Source organism: Nocardia sp. NPDC051981, from assembly GCF_040680715.1.
GTDB lineage: Bacteria > Actinomycetota > Actinomycetes > Mycobacteriales > Mycobacteriaceae > Nocardia.
In genome coordinates, this window is record NZ_JBFAXK010000007.1 from 133,487 (window position 1) to 155,427 (window position 21,941).

At 64.9% G+C, this 21,941-nt stretch carries 21 protein-coding genes; 13 read left to right on the top strand and 8 right to left on the bottom strand.

The features are described 5' to 3' along the window. Positions 1–129: 129 nt before the first annotated feature. Complete coding sequence (locus AB0L60_RS15820; protein WP_364613505.1) at positions 130–705, bottom strand: PH domain-containing protein; 576 nt, start codon at positions 703–705, stop codon at positions 130–132. A 319-nt stretch (positions 706–1,024) separates the two neighbouring features. Between AB0L60_RS15820 and AB0L60_RS15825 the strand changes: the two genes are divergently transcribed. From AB0L60_RS15825 to AB0L60_RS15840, 4 genes are all read left to right on the top strand, one after another. Beyond that, the gene (locus AB0L60_RS15825) at positions 1,025–2,983 is read left to right on the top strand and encodes an acetolactate synthase large subunit (protein WP_364613508.1); all 1,959 of its coding nucleotides are present in this window, start codon (positions 1,025–1,027) and stop codon (positions 2,981–2,983) included. Further along, positions 2,980–3,483 carry an acetolactate synthase small subunit gene (gene ilvN, locus AB0L60_RS15830; RefSeq protein ID WP_040860049.1) on the top strand — a complete coding sequence of 168 codons (504 nt, stop codon included), beginning with the start codon at positions 2,980–2,982 and terminating at the stop codon, positions 3,481–3,483. Before AB0L60_RS15825 ends, ilvN begins: the two co-directional genes overlap by 4 nt. A 110-nt stretch (positions 3,484–3,593) precedes the next feature. Beyond that, positions 3,594–4,595, top strand: coding sequence for a ketol-acid reductoisomerase (gene ilvC / locus AB0L60_RS15835; RefSeq protein WP_364613988.1), 1,002 nt, complete (start codon positions 3,594–3,596; stop codon positions 4,593–4,595). Positions 4,596–4,723: 128 nt separating this feature from the next. After that, the gene (locus AB0L60_RS15840; protein WP_364613513.1) at positions 4,724–5,335 is read left to right on the top strand and encodes a Uma2 family endonuclease; all 612 of its coding nucleotides are present in this window, start codon (positions 4,724–4,726) and stop codon (positions 5,333–5,335) included. 112 nt (positions 5,336–5,447) lie between these two features. On the opposite strand, the gene AB0L60_RS15845 is transcribed toward AB0L60_RS15840, so the two are convergent. After that, positions 5,448–5,747, bottom strand: a complete 300-nt coding sequence (locus AB0L60_RS15845) for a hypothetical protein (RefSeq protein ID WP_364613516.1) — start codon at positions 5,745–5,747, stop codon at positions 5,448–5,450. 262 nt (positions 5,748–6,009) lie between these two features. Beyond that, entirely contained in the window at positions 6,010–6,780 is a 771-nt protein-coding gene (locus AB0L60_RS15850; RefSeq protein ID WP_364613520.1) for an SDR family oxidoreductase, read from the bottom strand. Between the two features lie 187 nt (positions 6,781–6,967). Here AB0L60_RS15850 and AB0L60_RS15855 point away from each other — a divergent pair, with 187 nt between their 5' ends. Further along, entirely contained in the window at positions 6,968–7,531 is a 564-nt protein-coding gene (locus tag AB0L60_RS15855) for a helix-turn-helix domain-containing protein (RefSeq protein ID WP_364613523.1), read from the top strand. A 67-nt stretch (positions 7,532–7,598) separates the two neighbouring features. Next, positions 7,599–8,327, top strand: coding sequence for an HNH endonuclease (locus AB0L60_RS15860; protein WP_364613526.1), 729 nt, complete (start codon positions 7,599–7,601; stop codon positions 8,325–8,327). A 149-nt stretch (positions 8,328–8,476) separates the two neighbouring features. On the opposite strand, the gene AB0L60_RS15865 is transcribed toward AB0L60_RS15860, so the two are convergent. Then, complete coding sequence (locus AB0L60_RS15865) at positions 8,477–9,361, bottom strand: HNH endonuclease (RefSeq protein ID WP_364613529.1); 885 nt, start codon at positions 9,359–9,361, stop codon at positions 8,477–8,479. 54 nt (positions 9,362–9,415) lie between these two features. Beyond that, positions 9,416–9,637 carry a hypothetical protein gene (locus AB0L60_RS15870; RefSeq protein WP_364613532.1) on the bottom strand — a complete coding sequence of 74 codons (222 nt, stop codon included), beginning with the start codon at positions 9,635–9,637 and terminating at the stop codon, positions 9,416–9,418. Between the two features lie 171 nt (positions 9,638–9,808). On the opposite strand from AB0L60_RS15870, the gene AB0L60_RS15875 reads away from it, so the two are divergent. The 3 genes from AB0L60_RS15875 to AB0L60_RS15885 are packed head-to-tail and all read left to right on the top strand — an operon-like array spanning position 9,809 to position 11,831. Then, positions 9,809–10,690, top strand: coding sequence for a helix-turn-helix transcriptional regulator (locus AB0L60_RS15875; RefSeq protein WP_364613535.1), 882 nt, complete (start codon positions 9,809–9,811; stop codon positions 10,688–10,690). Further along, positions 10,687–10,917 carry a DUF397 domain-containing protein gene (locus AB0L60_RS15880; protein ID WP_364613538.1) on the top strand — a complete coding sequence of 77 codons (231 nt, stop codon included), beginning with the start codon at positions 10,687–10,689 and terminating at the stop codon, positions 10,915–10,917. The genes AB0L60_RS15875 and AB0L60_RS15880 overlap by 4 nt, the downstream gene beginning before the upstream one ends. Before the next feature lie 47 nt (positions 10,918–10,964). Beyond that, positions 10,965–11,831: an alpha/beta hydrolase gene (locus AB0L60_RS15885; RefSeq protein WP_364613541.1), complete on the top strand. Its 867-nt coding sequence runs from the start codon at positions 10,965–10,967 to the stop codon at positions 11,829–11,831. Between the two features lie 84 nt (positions 11,832–11,915). On the opposite strand, the gene AB0L60_RS15890 is transcribed toward AB0L60_RS15885, so the two are convergent. After that, positions 11,916–12,740, bottom strand: a complete 825-nt coding sequence (locus AB0L60_RS15890; protein ID WP_364613544.1) for a DUF559 domain-containing protein — start codon at positions 12,738–12,740, stop codon at positions 11,916–11,918. A gap of 452 nt (positions 12,741–13,192) precedes the next feature. Between AB0L60_RS15890 and AB0L60_RS15895 the strand changes: the two genes are divergently transcribed. Together AB0L60_RS15895 and AB0L60_RS15900 are read left to right on the top strand one after the other, a co-directional pair. Beyond that, positions 13,193–15,265, top strand: a complete 2,073-nt coding sequence (locus AB0L60_RS15895) for a neutral/alkaline ceramidase (RefSeq protein ID WP_364613547.1) — start codon at positions 13,193–13,195, stop codon at positions 15,263–15,265. A 3-nt stretch (positions 15,266–15,268) separates the two neighbouring features. After that, positions 15,269–15,769, top strand: coding sequence for a GNAT family N-acetyltransferase (locus AB0L60_RS15900; RefSeq protein ID WP_364613550.1), 501 nt, complete (start codon positions 15,269–15,271; stop codon positions 15,767–15,769). A 115-nt stretch (positions 15,770–15,884) separates the two neighbouring features. Here the strand turns inward: AB0L60_RS15900 and AB0L60_RS15905 are convergent, their stop codons facing one another. Then, entirely contained in the window at positions 15,885–16,895 is a 1,011-nt protein-coding gene (locus AB0L60_RS15905; RefSeq protein WP_364613553.1) for an MBL fold metallo-hydrolase, read from the bottom strand. A gap of 940 nt (positions 16,896–17,835) precedes the next feature. On the opposite strand from AB0L60_RS15905, the gene AB0L60_RS15910 reads away from it, so the two are divergent. Then, positions 17,836–19,866: an ATP-binding protein gene (locus tag AB0L60_RS15910; RefSeq protein WP_364613556.1), complete on the top strand. Its 2,031-nt coding sequence runs from the start codon at positions 17,836–17,838 to the stop codon at positions 19,864–19,866. A gap of 317 nt (positions 19,867–20,183) precedes the next feature. Beyond that, positions 20,184–20,402, top strand: coding sequence for a cold-shock protein (locus tag AB0L60_RS15915; protein ID WP_354837910.1), 219 nt, complete (start codon positions 20,184–20,186; stop codon positions 20,400–20,402). A gap of 87 nt (positions 20,403–20,489) precedes the next feature. Here AB0L60_RS15915 and AB0L60_RS15920 read toward each other — a convergent pair whose 3' ends face one another. Continuing rightward, positions 20,490–21,404 (bottom strand): nucleotidyltransferase domain-containing protein, encoded by a 915-nt coding sequence (locus AB0L60_RS15920; RefSeq protein WP_364613560.1) that lies wholly within the window; start codon positions 21,402–21,404, stop codon positions 20,490–20,492. Positions 21,405–21,941: the final 537 nt, after the last annotated feature.

Consider the following 21,941-nt stretch of genomic DNA (forward strand, 5'->3'; position numbering starts at 1 on the left):
TCGTGTCGCAGTGGGCTGTTGAGCGACTGTCCAGAAATACGTCTCGCGGCGTTCTCCGGCGGGCCTCAACGTTACTCCCGCGCCATGACCTCGATCACCGCCGGTAAGAACTCTGCACTCCCGAAACGCTTACGACTTGCCGGAATCGGCCTCGTGCTCGGTGGATTCGGCCGTCGGCTCGGTGGTTTCGGCCTCGCGCTCCGTGGTTTCCGACACAGCGTCGGCGGATTCGGACACAGCCTCGGTGGATTCGGCCGCGGTGTCGCCGTCTTCGCCCTCATCCTCTTCGGGCTCCAAGAACGGATCCGGGATGCGCCCGCCCGAGGCCGCGACGAGATCCGCGAGCCGGTTGTATCCGACCGCGGGCAGTGTCACATCGGAGTCGTCGGCCAGATGCAGTTGCAGGTACCCCCGCTTGGGGATGCGCAGCCCGCGCACATCGGCCCAGTCGATGTGCCGCCCGCTGAACATGGTGCGCGTGTCGACGCCATTGTCCGAGACGGTCGTCCGGGTCCGCTCGATCCACACCACCACGGCGGCCGGGATGGCGAACAGGATCCACAGCACCTGCGGCCACCCGAAGAACGCGAACGCCACGCAGAACAGCAGGATGAACACCCCGAGGTGAGCGAGCCGGGGGACACGGATCACGCGACCCGCGTCGGATTCGGACTCGGGCGTGTGGGACGATCGAGCAGGTGGCACGGACTGATGCTGTGAGGACACACCCCCATCCTTGCATCACGGTGAACGGACCCGATCAACCGCACTGTCTCACATAATGAGACCCAATAGGTCAGCTGTTTGACTGGACGACTCACGCGCGCATACCGTCGAGCGCGTGAATCGAACCGAGTTGCTCGTAATCGGCCGGCGCGTCCAGCGCTGAGCCGACGACTGTAGGTCATTTACGTCAGCTCGCAGCTGCGACGCGCCACCCTCGAACAGCCACTGGCTGTCGGGGGCTTTTTTGTGTTCAGGCAAGTCCATGAACTGGAACGACAAGCAGTAAGGAACCAAGACGGTGAGCGCACCTACCGCCCGGCCCGGGCCCTCGGCCCGCAGGCCCGCGCCTTCGGCCACTCAGCCGACCGCGGCTCCGGCCGCAACTCCGAACCGCCGCCAGGTCCCGCCCGAGCGGGTCACCGGCGCGCAGTCGGTCGTCCGTTCCCTCGAGGAGCTCGGCGTCGACACGGTATTCGGCATTCCGGGCGGTGCGATTCTTCCCGTCTACGACCCGCTGTTCGATTCCACCAAGGTCCGCCACGTGCTGGTCCGCCACGAGCAGGGCGCGGGTCACGCCGCGACCGGCTACGCGCAGGCGACCGGCAAGGTGGGTGTGTGCATGGCCACGTCCGGTCCGGGCGCGACCAACCTGGTCACCCCGATCGCGGACGCGCAGATGGACTCGGTGCCACTGGTGGCCATCACCGGTCAGGTCGGCCGCTCGCTGATCGGCACCGACGCCTTCCAGGAAGCCGACATCTCCGGCATCACCATGGCGTGCACCAAGCACAACTTCCTGGTCACCGACCCGATCGACATCCCGCGGATGATCGCCGAGGCGTTCCACCTGGCCTCCACCGGCCGCCCGGGCGCCGTGCTGGTCGACATCCCGAAGGATGTGCTGCAGGCGCAGACCACCTTCTCCTGGCCGCCGGAGATGAAGCTGCCCGGCTACCGTCCGGTCACCAAGCCGCACGGCAAGCAGGTGCGCGAGGCCGCCCGGATGATCATGGATGCCAAGGCTCCGGTGCTGTACGTGGGCGGCGGTGTCATCAAGGCCGACGCCAACGAGGAACTGCTGGAACTGGCCGAGCTGACCGGCATTCCGGTGGTCACCACCCTGATGGCGCGCGGCGCGTTCCCCGACACCCACACCCTGAACATGGGCATGCCGGGTATGCACGGCACCGTGGGAGCCGTTGCGGCACTGCAGCGTTCGGACCTGCTGATCACCCTGGGCGCGCGTTTCGACGACCGCGTCACCGGCCAGCTGGACTCGTTCGCGCCGAACGCCAAGGTGATCCACGCCGACATCGACCCGGCCGAGATCGGCAAGAACCGCCACGCGGACGTGCCGATCGTGGGCGACTGCCGCGAGGTCATCGCCGAGCTGATCGAGACCCTCAAGGCCGATCCGGCCGCCGCGGGCAAGACTCCGCTGCTGGATCTGACCGAGTGGTGGCACTACCTGAGCGGTGTCCGCGAGAGCTACCCGCTCGGCTGGAAGACCCCGTCCGACGGTTCGCTGTCGCCGGAATTCGTCATCGAGAAGCTGGGCCAGATGGCCGGTCCCGACGCCATCTACTGTGCCGGCGTCGGCCAGCACCAGATGTGGGCCGCGCAGTTCATCAAGTACGAGAAGCCGCGCACCTGGCTGAACTCCGGTGGTCTGGGCACCATGGGCTACGCCGTGCCGGCCGCCATGGGCGCCAAGATGGGCATGCCGGACCGCGAGGTCTGGGCCATCGACGGTGACGGCTGCTTCCAGATGACCAACCAGGAGCTGGCCACCTGTGCCGTCGAGGGCGTGCCGATCAAGGTCGCGCTGATCAACAACGGCAACCTGGGCATGGTCCGGCAGTGGCAGACCCTGTTCTACGAGCAGCGCTACTCCAACACCGACCTGGGCACCCACACCCTGCGCATCCCCGACTTCGTGAAGCTGGCGGAGGCGCTGGGCTGCCACGGCATTCGCGTGGAGAAGGAAGAGGACGTGGAGGCCGCGATCCGCGAGGCGCAGTCGATCAACGACCGGCCCGTGGTGATCGACTTCATCGTCGGCAAGGACGCGCAGGTGTGGCCGATGGTCGCCGCCGGCACCTCCAACGACGAGATCATGGCCGCGCGTGGCATCCGCCCGCTGTTCGACGACGACGAGTCGGCGGCCGAGCCCGCCGTGATCCACGAGGCGATGTCACACGAGAAGGCTTCGCTGGCCGCCCACGAGCGTGCCTCCCAGAAGGGGACCGAGGAATGACGACCACCCACACCCTGTCCGTGCTGGTGGAGGACAAGCCGGGCGTGCTGGCCCGCGTGGCCAGCCTGTTCTCCCGGCGTGGCTTCAATATCCAGTCGCTCGCGGTGGGCGGCACCGAGATCCCGGAGATCTCGCGCATGACCATCGTCGTCACGGTCGAGGATCTGCCGCTGGAACAGGTCACCAAGCAGCTGAACAAGCTGGTCAACGTCATCAAGATCGTCGAGCAGGACACGGACAGCTCCGTGGCCCGCGAACTGATCCTGGTCAAGGTGCGCGCCGACGCCAGCGTGCGCACCCAGGTGATCGAGGCCGTGAACCTGTTCCGCGCGAAGGTGATCGACGTGTCGCCCGACGCGCTGACCATCGAGGCCACCGGCACCCGCTCCAAGCTCGACGCGCTGCTGCGCATGATGGAGCCCTACGGGATCCGTGAGATCGTGCAGTCCGGAGTCGTCGCGGTGGGTCGTGGACCCAAGTCCATCACCGCGACTCGCTAGTAACCGGCCGCCGCGGCGGCCATCCGCCCGCCATCCCGGCATGCTTTCGGCCGGGATCCACCACGCTTAATCACAGAATCCAAGAAGGAGCACCCAAAGTGGCAGTCGAGATGTTCTACGACGACGATGCCGATCTGTCGATCATCCAGGGCAAGAAGGTCGCGGTCATCGGCTACGGCAGCCAGGGCCACGCCCACTCGCTGAGCCTGCGCGACTCCGGCGTCGACGTGCGCATCGGCCTCAAGGAGGGCTCGAAGTCCCGTGCCAAGGCCGAAGAGGCCGGCCTGACCGTCGGCACCCCGGCCGAGGTCGCCGAGTGGGCCGACGTGATCATGGTCCTCGCGCCCGACACCGCGCAGGCCTCGATCTTCACCAACGACATCGAGCCGCACCTGAAGGACGGCGACGCGCTGTTCTTCGGCCACGGCCTCAACATCCACTTCGGTCTGATCAAGGCTCCGGCCAACGTCACCGTCGGCATGGTCGCCCCGAAGGGCCCGGGCCACCTGGTGCGTCGTCAGTTCGTCGACGGCAAGGGCGTTCCGGCCCTGATCGCCATCGACCAGGACCCGACCGGCACCGGCCAGGCGCTGGCGCTGTCCTACGCCAAGGGCATCGGCGGCACCCGCGCCGGCGTCATCAAGACCACCTTCAAGGAAGAGACCGAGACCGACCTCTTCGGTGAGCAGGCCGTGCTCTGCGGTGGCACCGAGGAACTGGTCAAGACCGGTTTCGAGGTCATGGTCGAGGCCGGCTACGCGCCGGAGATGGCCTACTTCGAGGTCCTGCACGAGCTCAAGCTGATCGTCGACCTGATGTACGAGGGCGGCATCGCCCGCATGAACTACTCGGTCTCCGACACCGCCGAGTTCGGTGGCTACCTGTCGGGCCCGCGTGTCATCGACGCCGGCACCAAGGAGCGCATGAAGGCGATCCTGGCCGACATCCAGGACGGCACCTTCGTCAAGCGCCTGGTCGCCAACGTCGAGGGCGGCAACAAGGAGCTCGAGGCCCTGCGCAAGGCCAACGCCGAGCACCCCATCGAGGTCACCGGCGCCAAGCTCCGCGGCCTGATGAGCTGGGTCGATCGCCCGATCACCGAAACCGCCTAAGGGTTTCGCGACTGCGACCCGCCGGACCCAGTGCCCGGCGGGTCGTTTCATGTCACCAGGTCGTTGGCATACTGCGGACTACGATATCGATGTCCTCGATATTCATTGGCTTGATCTGAGAGGTGCCGGTGACCGTATCGCCCGCAGATGAGAGCCGCTATCTGACGGCCGAGGAGTTTCTCGCCGCCGAACCGGATGCGTTCGGCGAAACCGCCGGTGATATCGAGATCGTGGACGGTCGACTGGTCAGACTGATGTCCCAGAGCGGCGCACACAGCCGAGTGGTGCGTCGACTGGCATCTTTGATCGAAGCCGCGCGCCACCCGACAGGACCGTGCCTCGTGGTGGATTCCGATGTCGCGGTTCGACTTCCGGACTCCGAAGATCAGCGTGCCGACCGTCGGCTGAATGTCCGATACCCCGACATCATGGTTCGTGACTGCGAGCCATACGACGTCAACACCGTGCGAGACCACATTCAGCTCGTGATCGAGGTGGCCTCGAAGGAAACCGTCGATACGGATATCGGTATCAAACGGGTCCTCTACGCACGCGCGAGAATTCCCGTCTATCTCATCGTGCATTTCGACAAGAGCTGGGAGATCATCGACCGCATCGAGGAATACCGTCTGGACTGGTCGGGTCTGAGGTACGAACCGCATCACGTCCACCGAACCGGCTTGGTTCTCGATTCCCCGGTCACACTTGCGGTCACGTTCGAGAGCCTGCAAGCGCCGTGACGGCCTGAGGGTTCCGGGATTTCAGCCGCGAAGGCCCGCCAGGCTTTCTCCTGGCAGGCCTTCGCTGTTCACGCGTGAGGGGGATCGCGCGAGGTGTGGTCGTGTCTCGGGTTTACCAGCTGCCGAAGCTATCCGGCAGCGCGTTGCGCCACCAGCCGTTGCCGCGGTTGGGCCACCAGCCCGGGTTGCAGTCGTCGCGGTCGCGGTTCCAGTCGTCACGGTCGTGGCGGTGGCGCCAATCGTCGCGATCCCACCAGCCGTCCTGGTGGTGCGGCCACGCCACATCGCTGGGCGCGTTGTCCAGCGGAACGTCCGCGGAGGCCGGAATGGTCACTGCCGCAAGGGGAACCAGGGCGATCGCACCGGCGACAGCCACACGGGCTGTGATCCGGCGTAGAGATGTCGACTTCATGGTCAGCAACTGTGCCCGACCGGTACTGGTTTGCGATACGGATTCCCTGTGAATTCAGGGCCGAATGGTCCTCATGTATGACGTGGACCCTGAGCGGCCCCTGAAACCCATTGCGCAGCAACGGCCCCGCAGGAATTCTCCCGCCGGGCCGTTCCAAATGCGACCGAGTTCGGCATATTTCGGTAGTGGCGCCGATTCGGTGATGGAGACTCGGTAGTTGAGGCGACTCGTTGGTATGAGGTGACTCAGGAGCCGAGATGACTCAGTAGTGCGTGCCGCCGTCGATCCGAATCTCGGTGCCGGTGATGAACGCACCGTCATCCGACGCCAGCATCGCGACCACGCCCGCCACGGTATCCGGTGACGCGAAACCCTGCCCGATTCCCGGCGCAAGCTTCATGAACAGGCTCAGATCGGCATCCGCCGGCAGCCCCGGGCCACGGCCGGAGGTCATGTCACTCGAAATCGAACCGGGCGCAACAGCAACCACGCGCAGGCCCTGCTTGGAGTACTCCGCAGCGAGCGCGTGCGTCATGGACATGATGCCGCCCTTGGACGCGGCATACGCGGACATATACGGGTGCGCGAAGAACGCGGACGTCGATGTGAAGTTGACGATCACGCCCTTGTCCGAGGCGAGCAGCTTCGGCAGCGCCTCCCGAATCATCAGGAACGTACCGGTCAGGTTGATGGCAATGATCTTGTTGAAATCAGCCAGCGGCATCTCATGCGTATGCGCCGACCGCAGAATGCCGGCCGCATTGATCAGCGCATCGATCCCACCGATCGCCTCGACCGCAGCAGCAACACCGGCCTTCACCGACTCCTCATCAGCGATATCCACCACCAGCGTGGTGAGCCGATCCCCATTCCCGTTCTCCGCAGCCTGCTTGGCAGTCTCCGCCAGCCCGGCCTCATTCACGTCCGCCCCGACAACCTGCCCACCCTCGGCCAGGATCCGATGCACGGTAGCCCGCCCAATCCCCGACCCCGCCCCGGTGATCACTACTCGACGGCCGTCAAAACGCTCCATTGCGGTTCTCCTTACGTAGGTTCTCAGCCTCTCCTGTCACGTTACGCCTACATGGCACGTCATGCCATCGTGTCATCCCGTCAACTAGGATTGTCCCAACGAGCCCGCCCAAAGGAGGTGAAAAATGTCCGCCCAACCCGCCCCGCCCCGCCCCACCCTCGCCGAACGCCGCAAACAAGAAACCCGCATGGACATAGCCCGAACCGCAGCCCGGTTGTTCGCGGAACACGGCACCTCCGAGGTCACGGCAGACCAAATAGCCGCCGAATCCGGCGTAGCCCTCCGCACCTTCTACCGGTACTCACGCACGAAGGAAGAGGCAGTCGAGCCCATGCTCGCCGCGGGAGCCCAACGCTGGCTCGCCGACATAGCCGCAGGCCCCCACCGTCTCCCCACCCCTGAAGAATTCGAAGCCGCCGCCGTCCGCTCCCTCACCCTCGGCGATAGCCCGGAGGATCTGGAGATCACCCGAGGCCTCCTCCAAGCTATGGAAACCGACCCGGCCCTCCGCGCCATCTGGCACCGCATCAACCTGGAGAGCGAACGAGACCTCAACGCCGTCCTCCTGAAACTGGCTGGCCCACAGTCGGATCCATTCCGACTCCGTCTCACCGCTGCGGCCGCCGCCGGCGCAATCCGTGTGGCCCTTGAGCTTTGGGCCGTCGAGAACGGCCCGGCGGAAGGCCAGGGCTCGCCGGCGGACCTGGTCGTTCGGTGCATGCGGCAACTACACATTGCCGAGTACGCCTGATCTCTAACATCCTCAAATCAGACTGGACTGTTTGCCAGCTGCGTTTTGTGAAGCTACGTTGGGTCACATGGTTCGCAGTCCGGCATGGACCCGGGACGAGTTGATCCTGGCCTGCGATTTGGTTGTGCAGAATGGCTGGCGCGAGTTGCGTCAGGACGATCGGCGAGTAGCTGAATTGTCAAACCTCCTGCGCTCCCTGCCGATTCACCCGACGAGCATCCGGCCGGACAGCTTCCGCAATGTCAACAGCGTGTCTCGCAAGACAACCGACATCGCCACCAGCCGCCCGGGCCACGCCGGCAAACCGACTCGAGGCGGCAAGCTCGACAAGGTCGTCTTGCAAGACTTCATCGATTCGCCGACCGAGATGGACTCCGTAGCTCGAGCGATTTGGGAAGCAGCTGTCGCGGGCAGATTCGATGAAGCTGTGGCCGCGGAAGCTAATGCGCTCGACGACGAGGATTCGGGTCGAGAAGGCAGGCTCATCACGGCACTTCGCACCCGTCGCGAGCGAGATCCGAAACTACGTCGAAAGAAGATCGACGAGTTCCTACGTCATCACAACCGTGTGTTTTGTGAGGTTTGCAAGTTCGACTTCGAAGCGGTCTACGGTGTGCGCGGCAAAGGGTATATCGAATGTCACCATGTGGTACCCCTCCATGTGTCGGGTGAGACCAACACCCGGACTGTCGATCTGATATTGGTATGCGCGAATTGCCACCGGATGATCCATCAGCCACCGCGTTGGATCCGCCCGGATGAGCTGCATGCATTGATCACCGCTCATCGTCCTTGACCGCGGAACCGGCCACAGCCGAATGGGCCAATCTTGCTGGCTAGGAAGACATTAGACCCTGAATCGAGGCTGCGCCCGGATAGCGTGGATCGAAGGTTGTTCGAGGTGAGCGGTCGTGCACCGCCGATTAGCATGATCTGGATCTTGAGCTAACTAGCGCGCTGAAACTCTTCAAAACGGATGGCCAAGCGATCCGCAGACGGGCGTTCTTGGCGTTTTGCCGGGATGAGGAGCGATCGGCCGTGCATCTCTTGAAGGCCATGGCGAAGCATCGGTCCGTCGACCTCTTCCAACAGCGCACGATTGATTCGGATCTCACCGTCGGGGGTTATTCCGAGGAAGTTCTCGTCGTACGCTGCGTGGTGGATTTTGCAGAGGCTCAGCCCGTTATCGACGGTTGGGGTGCCGTTGGGTTTCCCGTCGGCGATGATGTGGGCGGCATCGAGGAGCTTTGCGTGCTTGAGATGGCAGACGGCGCAGCGGCATTCGTAGGCGCGGAGGACTCGGCCTCGGAACTCGGGTTGGTGCAGTCGCTGTTTGGTCACTCGTTCGACGTATTCGCGTTCCAGGGGCTGGAGTTCGAGCGGGTTGTCGACCAGGCGGAGGCTGTTATCTAGCGCGATCAGAAACTGCCGGTTCTCTTGGTCGTCGGCGACGACGTAGACCCGCGGCACCGGAACGAAGACGCCGTCGGCGATCTTCCGGAGTAGTAGGAGCGGTAGGTCGAGGTCCAGAGCAGCCCGGAGCTTCTTGTTGTCGCCGTTCACGCTGCCTTCGCGGTACGCGTAGGCGAAGAGGGAGTCCTGTAGTTCTTCATCGGCATACTTGCCCTTGGGATCGGACAGGATCGACAGGGTGGCCAGCATGTCCTTTGGGTTGCGAATGCCGCGGTTGCGGTCGATGAGGCGGTGAGTCGCGCCGTTCAGGGTGAAGTCCCACAGTTGTTCGCGGGTAACGACTCCGGTGTCTCCGACCAATTCCTCCAGGTGTCGGAAGATCTCCTCGCGGAGAATGGCCTCGGCATCCCTGTTCATGGAGGAAGTCTGGCATGGACCGCGGCCGAAAAGTTGATCTTCAATGGATACGTTTCAGTGCGCTGTGTCTGCTGAGCTTGCTGAGATGCTGGCCAGGGCCTTCGGACCCTGGTGGAGGATCGCGGCGAGAGTGGTTGCGTCCAGGCAGATCTCGAACTCGCGGTGGGTGTCGCCGAGGACGAGGGTGACGCGGTGTTCCTGGGGGTTGGGGACGAATCGGACTGGGCAGTCGGCTGTGGTGATTACCCAGGCTCCGATGGTGAGTTGGTCGAACATGGTGGGCTCCTCGGTGTTGGGATGGGTTATGTAGAAAGTGCATCACTCGAGTGGGTGGGTGGTTACCCTGAACTGGGTAAACCAGTGGCTTCTCGTCGAAAGCCCTGGACCGCTGGCAGTTTGGGCGTCCGCGTCACCCAGTACGGGTGCATGTTGATGAGGAAGCGCGTCATGTCGGAGACCGGCTCGACCTTGCCGAGGCGGCAGCTTGGGCGGTATTTGCGGGAGGCGCGGAGCGCGCTCGGGATGTCACAGGATCGGGTGGCGAAGGCTGCGGATGTCAGTACGTCGGTGCTACAGCGGTTGGAGAGCGGCATACCTACGCGGCTGAAAGTTCGGGATCTGCAGGCGATTTGCGACGTTCTTGAGCTGGCCGGGGACGCCGCTGAGGCGATGGTTGGGCTGCTTCGGCAGGCTGCCGAGACGAGTTGGTGGCACGAGTACGGCAGCGTGATACCGGCCAACTTCGATGTCTACGTCGGGCTGGAGACCGCGGCTCGCCGGATTGGCACATATCAACCCGCCTTGGTTCCCGGGCTGCTCCAGACGGCAGACTACGCGCGGGCGCTAATTCGTCAGGGGAAGCCGGAAGAGGGTCCGGTGGAGCATGATCGTCGGGTTGAGCTGCGCCGTCGACGCCAGGCCATTGTGACAAGGAAGTATCAGGCGACTGCCCTCGATGTCGTACTGCATGAATCGGTGCTGCGGAGCCGCGTTGGTGGACCCGGGATCATGGCAGGGCAACTGCGGCATCTCGCTGAGATTGGGAAGTTGGCCAACGTCGGGGTGCGAGTCCTTCCTTTCGAGGCGGGAGCTCCGCTGGGAGATCCGGTGGGCCAGTTCGCGATTCTAGAGTTCGACACTGACGCTAAGGGTGAGCCGGTGTGGCCGCCGGTGGTGTATCTGGAGTCGTTTATCGGATGCATGTACTTGGAGAAGGACGACGACGTGCGTCGGTACTATCGGGTGTTGGGGAGCCTCCAGCGGGCGTCGCTGGACGAGACGGCAAGCAGGACCCTGCTGCGGCAGGTGGCGAAGGAGTTCTCAGCGTGACTGCCGATCTATCCAGAGCCAATTGGTTCAAGAGCAGTCGTAGTGCTGACAAGGCGGACTGTGTCGAGGTTGCCTTCCTCTCGGACGACTCTGTTGGAGTTCGTGATTCGAAGAATGCTGCTGGGCCGGTCTTGGTTTTCGGTCCCCATGCGTGGGACGCATTCATACGCGGGGTTGCAAGCGGTATGCACGTCCGTCCTGCCGGCTCGATCGAAGAAGGGTTGTAGTCCGCCGAGGTACTTCTTTGGGATCGGATCGCGGGTTAACGTGGGCTATGGGTGCTGATCAGGAAGTTCCGGCTATCCCGAATGTGCGACGTAGCTACATCGATGCGCGTGGGGTTCGGTTTCATGTGACCGAGGCGGGGGAGGGGCGGCCGGTGCTCGCTCTGCATGGGTGGCCGCAGCACCACTATGTCTATCGGGGCTTGTTGGCGGATCCGCCTGAGGGTTTGCGGATCATCGCGCCGGATCTGCCGGGGTATGGGTGGTCGGGGGCTGCGCCGCATCGGTGGGCCAAGGAAGATGTCGTATCGGATCTGCTGGCCTTGATGGACGTGATGGGGCTGGCTGACGACGTGCTGTTGGTGGGGCACGACTGGGGAGGATGGATCGGGTATCGGATGATCTTGCGGGAGCCTCGGCGGTTCAGGGGGTATCTCGTGTTCAACATGGTTCATCCATGGGCGCCGAAGGGAGTGGTGGCGCGGCATGCTTGGCGGTTGTTGACCTATCAGCCGTTGATGGCGAGCGTCGGTGTGCCACTGCTGCGTCAAACTCGGTATTTGGAGTGGCTGTTCGGGGCTTACAGCGGAATGGATCGGGAGACGATTCGGGTGTTCTCCGAGCGGTTCCGGGATCCGGTGGTGGCTCGGACTGCGACCGACACGTATCGGACATTTCTGTTGAAGGAAATGCCGGCGGCGGTGAGAAGGCCGGAGATGCGGCGGGCCACGGTGCCGATTCGGGCGGTCTTCGGGGTTGAGGATGTGGCCATTCATTACTCGATGGCTGCGGCGGAGACGGCGCGGGCGGATGACTACACGCTCGAAATGGTGGAGGGGTGTGGGCATTTCATCGTCGATGAGCGGCCGAAGCTGGTGCGGGCGCGGCTGATCGAGTTGGCTGCTGAGACCGCGTGATGTGGCCGGTGCAGGCTCGCACTAGTGGGTGATTTCCGGTCGAAATGGTGGTGGGTGACGGGGAAAGTGCGGGGTCTGACTGGGTTACCGTCTGCGGCGTCTGATGGCTGCCGTGGCTTCGTCGACGCATCTGTCGACCGATTGATACACATCGGCTGCGGCGTACCTCAGCACGAGCCACCCATCGAGCATGAGTTCGTTCTGTCGACGCCTGTCGTGACGGAAGGCCCTCGACTCGCTGTGGAATTCGCGGCCGTCGATCTCTATGACGGTGCGCGATCGTTCGTCGACGAAGTCGCAGCGGTACGGGCCGATCGGGTGATTGCAGAGCAGGCGCATGCCCCGGCGGTTCAGGGCTCGCGCGAACAGGCCTTCCGGCTCCGACGCCGCGTGGATTGCGGCCTCGCGGAGTTGTCTACGGACAGTGGAAGACCCATGCAGGTGGGATTCGCACAATTCGAGCAAGGCCGGCCCGGACACGTGCCGGCCCACGTGCAGATCGATCAGCGCATCGGCCTCACGCTCAGGAAGGACCGAGGCGCAGTCGAACACGGTCAAGGTCGCTGTCGTGAGCGGCAGGTCGTAGCGCTCATCGATCCATTCGGCGCTGAGGCGGCGGCGGTAGAGCCGCAGCCAGTCCGGGGTGCTGCGGTCGGAATCCTTGGGGATGGTCGCCTCCACGCGGGCCGGCTCATCAGGAAGGAGTCCGTGCAACCAGGCGGCGGTGCGATGGCTGAGGATCGCGCGCGGCTGCCAGGCGATGACCGCATGGCATCTATCGAGAGTGGTTGGCGCGCCGAGACAATACGTACGAGGGAGCAGTCGTCTGTAGACGCCGCGGCGACAGCGGTCGTTGATCGTGCCGACCGGGATGCCCTCCGCGAGGAGTTCGCTGCGTGTACGAATCATCGGGCAAGCGTGTCACTGTGCCCGGGCAGAACCGTGACGGCGAGCTGCGATTATGTCGGGTCTGTGGATGGTGGTGCGGCTGTGGAAATCAGTTGGTTCGAGTGTGCCGACATTTCACTTGCGGATGAACCGGCCGGCGGTTGCTCGGGAATCGTCGACGAGGCGGGCCGGCGCGGTGCCGGTGAGGTTTCGTCTGCTCAAACTCTTTCGGGGATGGGAGTAGGTGCTGTTGGTTGCTGGAGTCGAGGAAACATGGGTTGACCTGGCGGAACCGGCGTGTGCGGCGGTGTGAGGCGGCGGCTGGCGATAGGGTGGCGGGCGCGGTTCGGCTCCTATGGCTAGAAATTGGTCAAGTGACCGACTAGTCTGCGGGAAACCTGAAATGAAACAGGTTCACTCTTTGGCGGGTGCGGGCTGGTTCGCATTGTCGCGGGTGTGGAAGTGAGGATGCGATGACTCTGTCCCGGCGGGCTGTGCTGGTGGGGGCTGCGGTGGGCGGCGTGGGGGCCGGTGCGGCGGCGTTCGGTGCCAATATGGTTGGGGCGCAACCTATCAGGCATCGGGCTGCGGGGCAGGATTACCTTGTCGGGGTGGGGATCGCGGATATCACCGGGGCCCCTGCGGGGCAGGGGATGATGGGGTACTCCGAGGCCGATCAGGTCACTACTGGGCTGTTGACGCGGTGTTATGCGCGGGCCTACGTCGTGGTGGATCAGGCTACGGGGGATCGGGTTGCGTTCGTGAATACCGACAATGCCTGCTTGTTCCAGTCGGTGCATCTGGTGGTGATGCAGCAACTTCAGCGGCGGTTCGGGGATCTGTACACCGAGCGGAACGTCAATCTCAATGCGACGCACAACCACAACTCGTGTGGTGGTACCGCGCGGGAGTATGCGTATTCCCTTGCGGCCATGGGGTTTCAGCAGAACTCGCATGATGCCGAGGTGAACGGGATCGTGAAGGCGATCGTTGCGGCGCACGAGAATCTCGGGCCGGGGTCGATCATGCTCGGGCGGGGAGAGTTGCACGATGCCAGCGTGAACCGGTCGCGGGTGGCGTTCGAGGCCAATCCGGGTGAGGACAAGGCGGCGTTTCCGGATGCCATCGATCCACAGGTCACCGTGCTGCGATTCCGGCAGGGCGGTAAGGATGTCGGGGCGATCACCTGGTTCGCGACGCACGGCACCTCGCTGACCGATCGCAACACCCTCATCTCGGCGGACAACAAGGGATACGCCAGCTATCGCTGGGAGCACGACGAGATGGGTGTTCGGCACCTGGACGGCGCGCCGTCGTTCGTGGCCGCCTTCCCGCAGACCAACGCCGGCGATATGACGCCCAATCTGTGGATTCGGCCCATGCATCCGTCGGGACCGACCGAGGACAATCGCACCAACTGCGCCATTATCGGTGAGCGCCAATATCAGGCGGGCCGAAAGGCTTTCGACGCCGCGACGCCGATGGGCAGTGCCGGCGTGGATTCGGTGCTGCACTACGTGAACCTCGCGGACACCGCCATCGACGGCGACTACACCCCGGATGGCAAGCCGGCCCGTACTTCGCCCGCCATGATGGGCGCGGCGGCCATGGCGACCAGCACCGAGGACAACTGGAACTCGCAGCTGTCGTTCCTGCAGGAGGGCGACGCCAATCCGATGGTGGCCGCGCTCGGCGGACTCAACTCGCCGATCGAGGACTGGATGCGAGATGTACAGGCGCCCAAGATGATTCTCGCCCCGCTGGGGGTGCTGCCGCCGCGGCCGTGGGTGCCGCAGATCGTGCCGCTGCAGCTGATGCGCATCGGCGATCTCGTGCTGGCCTCGGGGCCGTCGGAGTACACGGTCGTGTCGGGGCTGCGAATCCGGCGACTGGTGGCGCGGGCATTGAACGTGCCGCTGGAGAACGTGCTGCTGCAGGGCTACGCCAATGGCTACTGCGGATACGTCACCACCCCTGAGGAATACGCCTCCCAGCAGTACGAGGGCGGCGAAACCCTGTACGGGCGTTGGACACTCTCCGCTCACATGCAGGAATTCGACCGGCTGGCAAAGGCTTTGGCGGCGCGCATCGACCTCGGCCGCGGCCCGGCCCCGCTCGACTGGGCCTTCGGATTGCAGCCGAACCTGCTGCCGCCGGTCCCGGCAGACCTGCCGCACGCCGGACGCGCCTACGGTGATGTCCTCACCCAGCCGGACGCGAACTACGCGGCAGGACAGACGGTTTCGGTGGAGTTCGTCGGCGCTCACCCCAATAACAACTTCCACCTGGACGGCACCTACTTCGAGGTCCAGCAGGGCTCCGGCGACGACTGGCGGCGCGTCTACGACGATAACGACTGGTGCACCGAACTGCACTGGTCCCGACCGGACGGCCAGCCCGCGGCCTCCACCATCGCCATTCAGTGGACGGTGCCCGACACTGCCCCTTCGGGCCGCTATCGCATTCGGTACATCGGCGACAGTCGTGACGGCGCCGGAACGATCAACGAATTCACTGGAACATCAGCGGAATTCGTGGTCGGCTGAGGCATGGTATTTGCCCGGCCGGCCGAAGTGGCCGACGAGAAGTTTCTGTGGGCCATGCTGTTCGAGGCTTCGCACGCCCATGACCGCGGCCTGACCTCGCCCGAACAACTGATGGATCAGCCGAATGTGGCGCGTTACGTCCAAGACTGGGGCGCGGCAGGCGATCTCGGTGTAGTTGGAGGGACCGACGGGGTGCTGCTGGGCGCCGCCTGGCTGCGCAGGTTCACCGCCGAGAACGCCGCCTTCGGCTACGTCGATGACGACACTCCAGAGTTGGCAATCGGTGTCGCACCCGAGGGCCGTGGCACAGGACTCGGGACGAAGCTGATGACCTCACTCCTCGACGCCGCCCGCGAGCAGTACGACGCCGTGAGTCTGAGTGTCCGCCTGGAGAATCCGGCCCGGCGACTCTACGAACGTTTCGCCTTCGTCGACGTCCCGGGATCAGAGCAGATCAATCCGGCCGGAACCACCAGCATCACAATGCTTCTCCGCCTCCGCTGATCGACGGGCCCTGGCTGATCGACACAACGCCACTCTGACCGGGCTGCAGCGCAGCCCGTTGATGTAGACCATTCGCCGTACGCCTGTCGGCCGACCAGCCCTGGACTCCAGCCGATCAGTCCTGCGGTGCGAGGTCGAATGCCAGCCGCCCTGGCGCAAGATAGTCGTCGCGGTCCAGCAGCATCCGGATCTCCGGCCGCTCACCCTCCGGTATCCGCGCCACCTCCTCGTGCAGCGGCGTCCGGAACGCCTCACCCCGGGCGGTGATCAGCGGCAGCCAGTTGTCGTGATGGTTGGGTACGAACACTTTCGGCCGCAGCGCCTCGATATAGCTGCGCGGGTCCCGCAGCCCATTCGTGAACTGGTTGTACCCCTGCACCGCGCCGATGTGCACGTCCGAGGCGGGCAGCGCGCGCAGCACATCCAGAACGTGCGGCGCCTTGTCCAGCAGCGGGCCGGAGGAATCGTGCCAGGTCAGCACGAAATCGCCGAGCCGGAACTGGTACAGCAGAACTCCGCCCTCCGGCGCGAGCAGATTGCGCGCCAGGTGTCCGGCGTCGGCCAGCCCCGGGGGATAGGCGCGGATATCGCACAGGCAGGGCTTGGGTCGCACGGGTGCGGAGGCATCCGCGCCCTCGTGCCGCGGTGTCCGCGCCGAGTGCAGATGGCGCACCGCGGTCACCGAAAGCCCCGGCGCGAGCTCGAAGTCGTAGCGGTCACCCGGCGCGGACTTGCCGGAACCCAGTTCCTGACAAGCCAATTCGGCCCCGTCGACCTGTTTGCGAGCCGTCGCGCAGTGCTCGGCTGTCCCGTGCACCACCGCCCCGCTCGCCCGCGCGATCGCCCCCGTATCGGCCGCATGATCGAAATGCCCGTGCCCGATGAAGATCGCCGCCGGATCCAGCGCCGCGACCTCCTCCGGTCCGGTCGGCACATACCCGGACGTCGCCCCGCGCGGCACCCACGCGTCCAGCAGAAACACCACGCCACCCATGGCCACCGCGAAACTGGCACACCCGAACCAGGAAACCAGCACCTGATCCTCCCGTACCGCCCCGCTCACCGGGTCCACCGCCGCCTCCCCGAAGAAGCGCTGACGTGCGGCAATGGTCTGACTACTGGCCACCCGGTACCCCTTTGTCTCGCGTCACAGCGGACGCCGCCCGCCGCCGCCCCGCATTCTGCCCCGCATCCGCCTGACCTGTCATCCGACTGCCCTCACCACCGGTCCCCGCACAACCCTCGGCGTATCCGCCCTGCCCGACGCCGCACCGTCGCCGGACACATCGCTCGGCTCGGAGGCGTGAGCGAGGCAGCAGTATCACCGAGGCCCAGAGCGCAACACCCGGCGGATATGTTCTGAAGCGTGGCCTCACCTCGCAGCTCGCGGCGTCTCTTGGCTCGGTGGCGCGAGCACGGTCGCACTATTACCGACAGTGATGCCGCGGACCGCACGGCGACCACGCAATTGTTCGAGACGTGTATTGCTCGAGCCTCTCCGATATGTCGTGCGGCACGATGTCGTACGGCACGACCGAGCGGGTGCTGTGGTCGCCAATCGTCGTTCGGTCGCCCTCGTGCCGACCGCGGCAGATATGCCTGGAACGACGGATGCGCTGCGGGGCGAGGAGTCGCCGCCGGGGGTGCGGACGCCGCTCATCCGACCTTCGATCGGCCGAATTGGCCGAGGCCGAAGCCAATTGGTTGTCGTCGCCCGGGTTCTGGAATGGTGGGGATTCTCATCTGCTCGATGGCCGACATCCGGATCTCGGGGCGGACATCGGCCTCGCCGATTGGTCCCACGCCAGTGGGAACGGGGCGGCGGGCGTGTGGGGTGAACGCCAGGGAGCGGGTTATCAAGGGGCGCTCGCACACTCGCGTAGGTAACCGAGACCTTGCCGTTGCCGTGGGCTATCGGTTGGTGAATCCTGGAATCACACCGTGACTAAGCGGTCGGTAAATGTTCAGCCTGCTGTTAATCAATCGGCGTTGCATCGAATTCAGAGGTAGCTGAACGAAGGCTGCCGGTAGGGCAATGGGGGCCTGACATGTATCCGGAAGTGCGTGTGGGCGCGCATGATCGCGACGACCACAAGTACACGATGCGCATCAGCCGGCTGGCGATCGACAAACTCGGCATTCGGCTCTACGACAGGGTCTCGGCGGTCCTGGCCGAACTCATCGCCAATTCCTACGATGCCGACGCCACCGAGGTGGAGGTCGTGCTGCCGTGGGGCGCGATGCTGGCCGGAACCGTCAGGGCCGCAGACGAACCGGTGTACGAGATCGTCGTCTCCGACAACGGGCACGGGATGACCGCCGAGGAGATAAACGAGCACTACCTGATGGTCGGGTCCGACCGGCGGGTGCGCACCGGGTCCGATCTGTCCCGGGAACGGCGGCGGCCGGTTATGGGGCGCAAGGGAATCGGCAAGCTGGCCGCCTTCGGCATCTGCCGCACCATCGAGGTGATCACGGCCGGCAGCCGGGACGAGGACCGAACACCCTTGGGGTGGATCGTCTCCCACATTGTGATGGACCTCGACGACATGCTCTCCGACACCGAAAGCGATTACTTCCCCCGCCCGGGCCGTCTGGACGGCACCTTCACCTCCCAACGGGGCACCACCGTCATCCTGCGGAACTTCTTTCGCAAGCGAGTGAATACGGGCACCGAACTGAACCGGCAGCTGGCCGCCCGTTTCGGCATCGAGCGTGCGGACTGGCGGGTGGAGGTGCGCAATGCCATCGGCCCGGAGAGCTTCATTCTCAGCCAGCTGCCGATCGACGTCATGGAGGAGACCCGGATCGACGCCGGCCGGGTGCCGGTGCGATTCGGGCGGCAATTCCTGCCGGTGACGGGCTGGATCGCCTATTCGAAGCAGCCCTACCGGGACGAGGCGATGGCCGGGGTCCGCATTTACGCGCGCGGCAAGATCGTCGCGCAGACAAGGGATTTCGGCATCTCCGCCGGATTCACCGGCGAATTCAAACTGCGCTCCTATCTGGTCGGCGCCATCCACGTCGACTGGCTCGACGATGACGACGATCTCGTCCGCTCCGACCGCCAGGACATCATGTGGAGCTCCCCGCGCGGTGAGGCGCTCGCGCAGTGGGGCCGGGCGCTGATCAAGGAGATCGGCAGGCTCGGCGAGAAATCCATCCGCCGCCGGGTCTGGGAGGAGTTCGTCGAGCGCTCCCGCATTCACGAGACCCTCGACGCCATCGCGCCCGGCGACCGCGTGTTCCGCGACTCTGTCCTGGACGCGGCGCGAATCCTGGTGGCGCACAAGGATCGTGCCTCGATGGACGATCCCGCGCACATCGAGAACATGCTGCGGCTGGCGCTGTCGCTGGGCCCGCAGCGCAGCCTGCTCGACACGCTCAAGGAGATCGCCGAGGACGCCGACCCCGCACTGGACGTCGTGGTCGCGCTGTTCGAGCGGGCCCGGGTGGCCGAGATCTACTCGCTGGGCCAGATCGCCAGTGAGCGTGTCGCCGTGGTGAACCGGCTGCGCTCGCTCATCGACGACCGCCGCTCCCTGGAACGACCCTTCCAGGAACTCATCGAATCCGCCCCCTGGCTGCTCGCCCCCGAGTGGACCCCGCTGGGCATGAACGAATCCCTCAAACGCGTGCGCGCCAGCTTCGAACGCTGGTACGCACAGAAATTCGGCACGCCGCTGGTGACCACGTCCATCGGCAGCGAGAAGCGCGAACCCGACTTCGTCCTGCTGCACGACTCCGGCGAACTGTGGATCGTCGAGATCAAGCGCATGGACTACCACCTCACCGACGAGGAGTACAACCGCGCCGTCAACTATCTCTACGAACTCGATCACTTCCTCGACGAGAATCCCCGCATCGGCGCCCAATTCCCGCGCCGCCGCCTCACTTTCATCGTCGACCACATCGACAAGCTCGGCCCCGCGTCCCTCTCCTCCCTGGTCAGCGACCAGCGAGTGGACCGCCGCACCTGGCGCGAACTCCTCGACGCCACCCTCCGAGCCCACCGCGACTTCCTCGAACGCGTCTACGCCATGCGGGATCCCGAAGCCGACGAAAACACCCCGCCCCGAAACATGCGCGCCGGCTGAGGACGACCGTCGGGATCACCCGCGACGCACTGTCAGCGCCGGGCCGAAGGGGCACGGCCCGCGTGACGCGGCAGGGCACGACGCGGGGCGCGGTGCCCGGGCCGAAGAAGGGCCGGTCCGGGCACCTGCTGCGCGACGGGTGAGTGATACGCGGGGGCAGCGGAATTCGATTGGGAGGTAGGGCCGCGGGCTCGTCGTGGCCACGCCGGTGGCCGGGGGCGGGCGTGGCGGCCGACCGTGTGGGCCGGGGGCGTGACACCATGGACCGCGGCACGCGCGGGGGCGTGGGAGTCCGGTCGGATCGAGAAGGTTTGGTAATGGTGCACGGCACGGTGAAGTGGTTCGACAGCGAAAAGGGGTTCGGGTTCCTGAGCCCGGACAGTGGCGGACCGGACGTGTTCGTGGAGTACACCGCGGTGGAGGGCGAGGGCTTCCGGTCGCTCGTGGAGGGGCAGCGGGTCGAGTTCGAGGTGCGGCGCACCAAGCCGGGGCCCGAGGCGCTGATCGTGCGGGTTATCGCGGGAGCCGACTACTGAGACGCGGCATCCGGCCGAACACGCAGCGCGGCGGCCGCCCGAGATGACCGGGGCGGCCGCCGCTGTGTGATGCTGGGGAGGATTCTGTCAGCCGTGCAGCCGCCTTCGGAAGAATTCCGTGCATAGAGCCTGTGCATGTTGCCGATGGGCCGCATTGTCCCCGACGAATTCCGCGGCGGCTCGCTCGAATTCGGTGGAGATGAACGTCGCGATCGGTTCGGGCACGCTGCCGGCGCCCATTTCCCGCGTGCGGGATTTCAACTCCGTCAGTTCTTTCACTGCGGTAGTGAAATCGTCGGGAAGGTCGCATTCGTCGAGCAGGGTCGGCAAATGCATCGGCGCCACTGCTTTATCCGGGTATTCGTGTAGCCAGCGCAATGCCATGGCCGGCCGCAACGAATAGAACACCTTTTTCAGCGAACGATTGGTGTCGAAGAGGCGCCACTGCCGGCGGCCCAGATGCAGGTAGTGCCGGGCCACCCGGTTGCGGTCGGCGACTTCGTCGGCCAGTGCGCGCAATTCGTCCCGGAATTGCGCGTCGCCACGGTAGACGATCGGCGACATGAGCCATTCGATGAGGACCGCGTTCCCGTTCACCAGCAGTCGCAGCGCCTTCACGAGGTCCCAGCCATTGACATCGAGTAAGCCCACCAAAGGCGTCTCGATGACATCGCGACCGGGCCAGGGGGTGAGGTAGCCGTCCGGCGGCCGGAGATAGACGAAGCGGCAGTCGTAGTCCGAGTCGGGGGAGGGGAAGCCCCAGGCGCGGCTGCCGCTCTCGATGGCGAGCAGCACGCCGACGCGATGTTCGCGCACGATCCGGTCCAGTTCGCCGTCGATCGTGGCGACCACCGCCGGGTCCATGGAAGCGGGGATCGAGCGCAGGGTCATGACGGTCGACGTTAGCGCCCCGGGATCCCGCTGGTCCATGCGTTTTTCCGCGCGCCGAGGCCCCCAGAAATAGGGGCGTGATAGCTGCGTTATATGGTGGGAATTCGACATTCATATGAATGGGACCACAGAATCGCAAGGGTGTGACGCCGGTCACATAACGTAATTCCGCCGTAACAGGCAGTGAAACCGGCTCGATAGGCTTCACGTCAGAAAGTTCGTACGGAATTCAGAAGAGGTATTTTCATGATCCCCGTTATCATCGACACCGGTTCCGCTGCCCTCAACGGCCTGCTCGACACCGGTTCGGCCGCGCTGCACGGCATCCTGTCCACCCTGTGGACCGGCTCCTTCGGCCGCTAGGAACTGCTGACGTCGATTACTCGACTTTGGAAAGCCCGGTCTCGGAATCCGTAGCTCCGAGGCCGGGCTTTCGGCTATCCGTGAAGGGTGTCTCAACGCCCTGAATTGCGCCTCCCGAGCGCGCAAGTCCGCCGAAGTCAGCCGAAGGTCGAGGTTGCATTTTCGCTGAGACACCTTCTCGGCAATGCCCTATTCTCGGCTACGCCCTGGCCGACATCATGATCGCCACCGCGGACCAGGCCGCCGACACCCCAGCCTGCTGGTACGCCGACCTGCCAGCCGCCG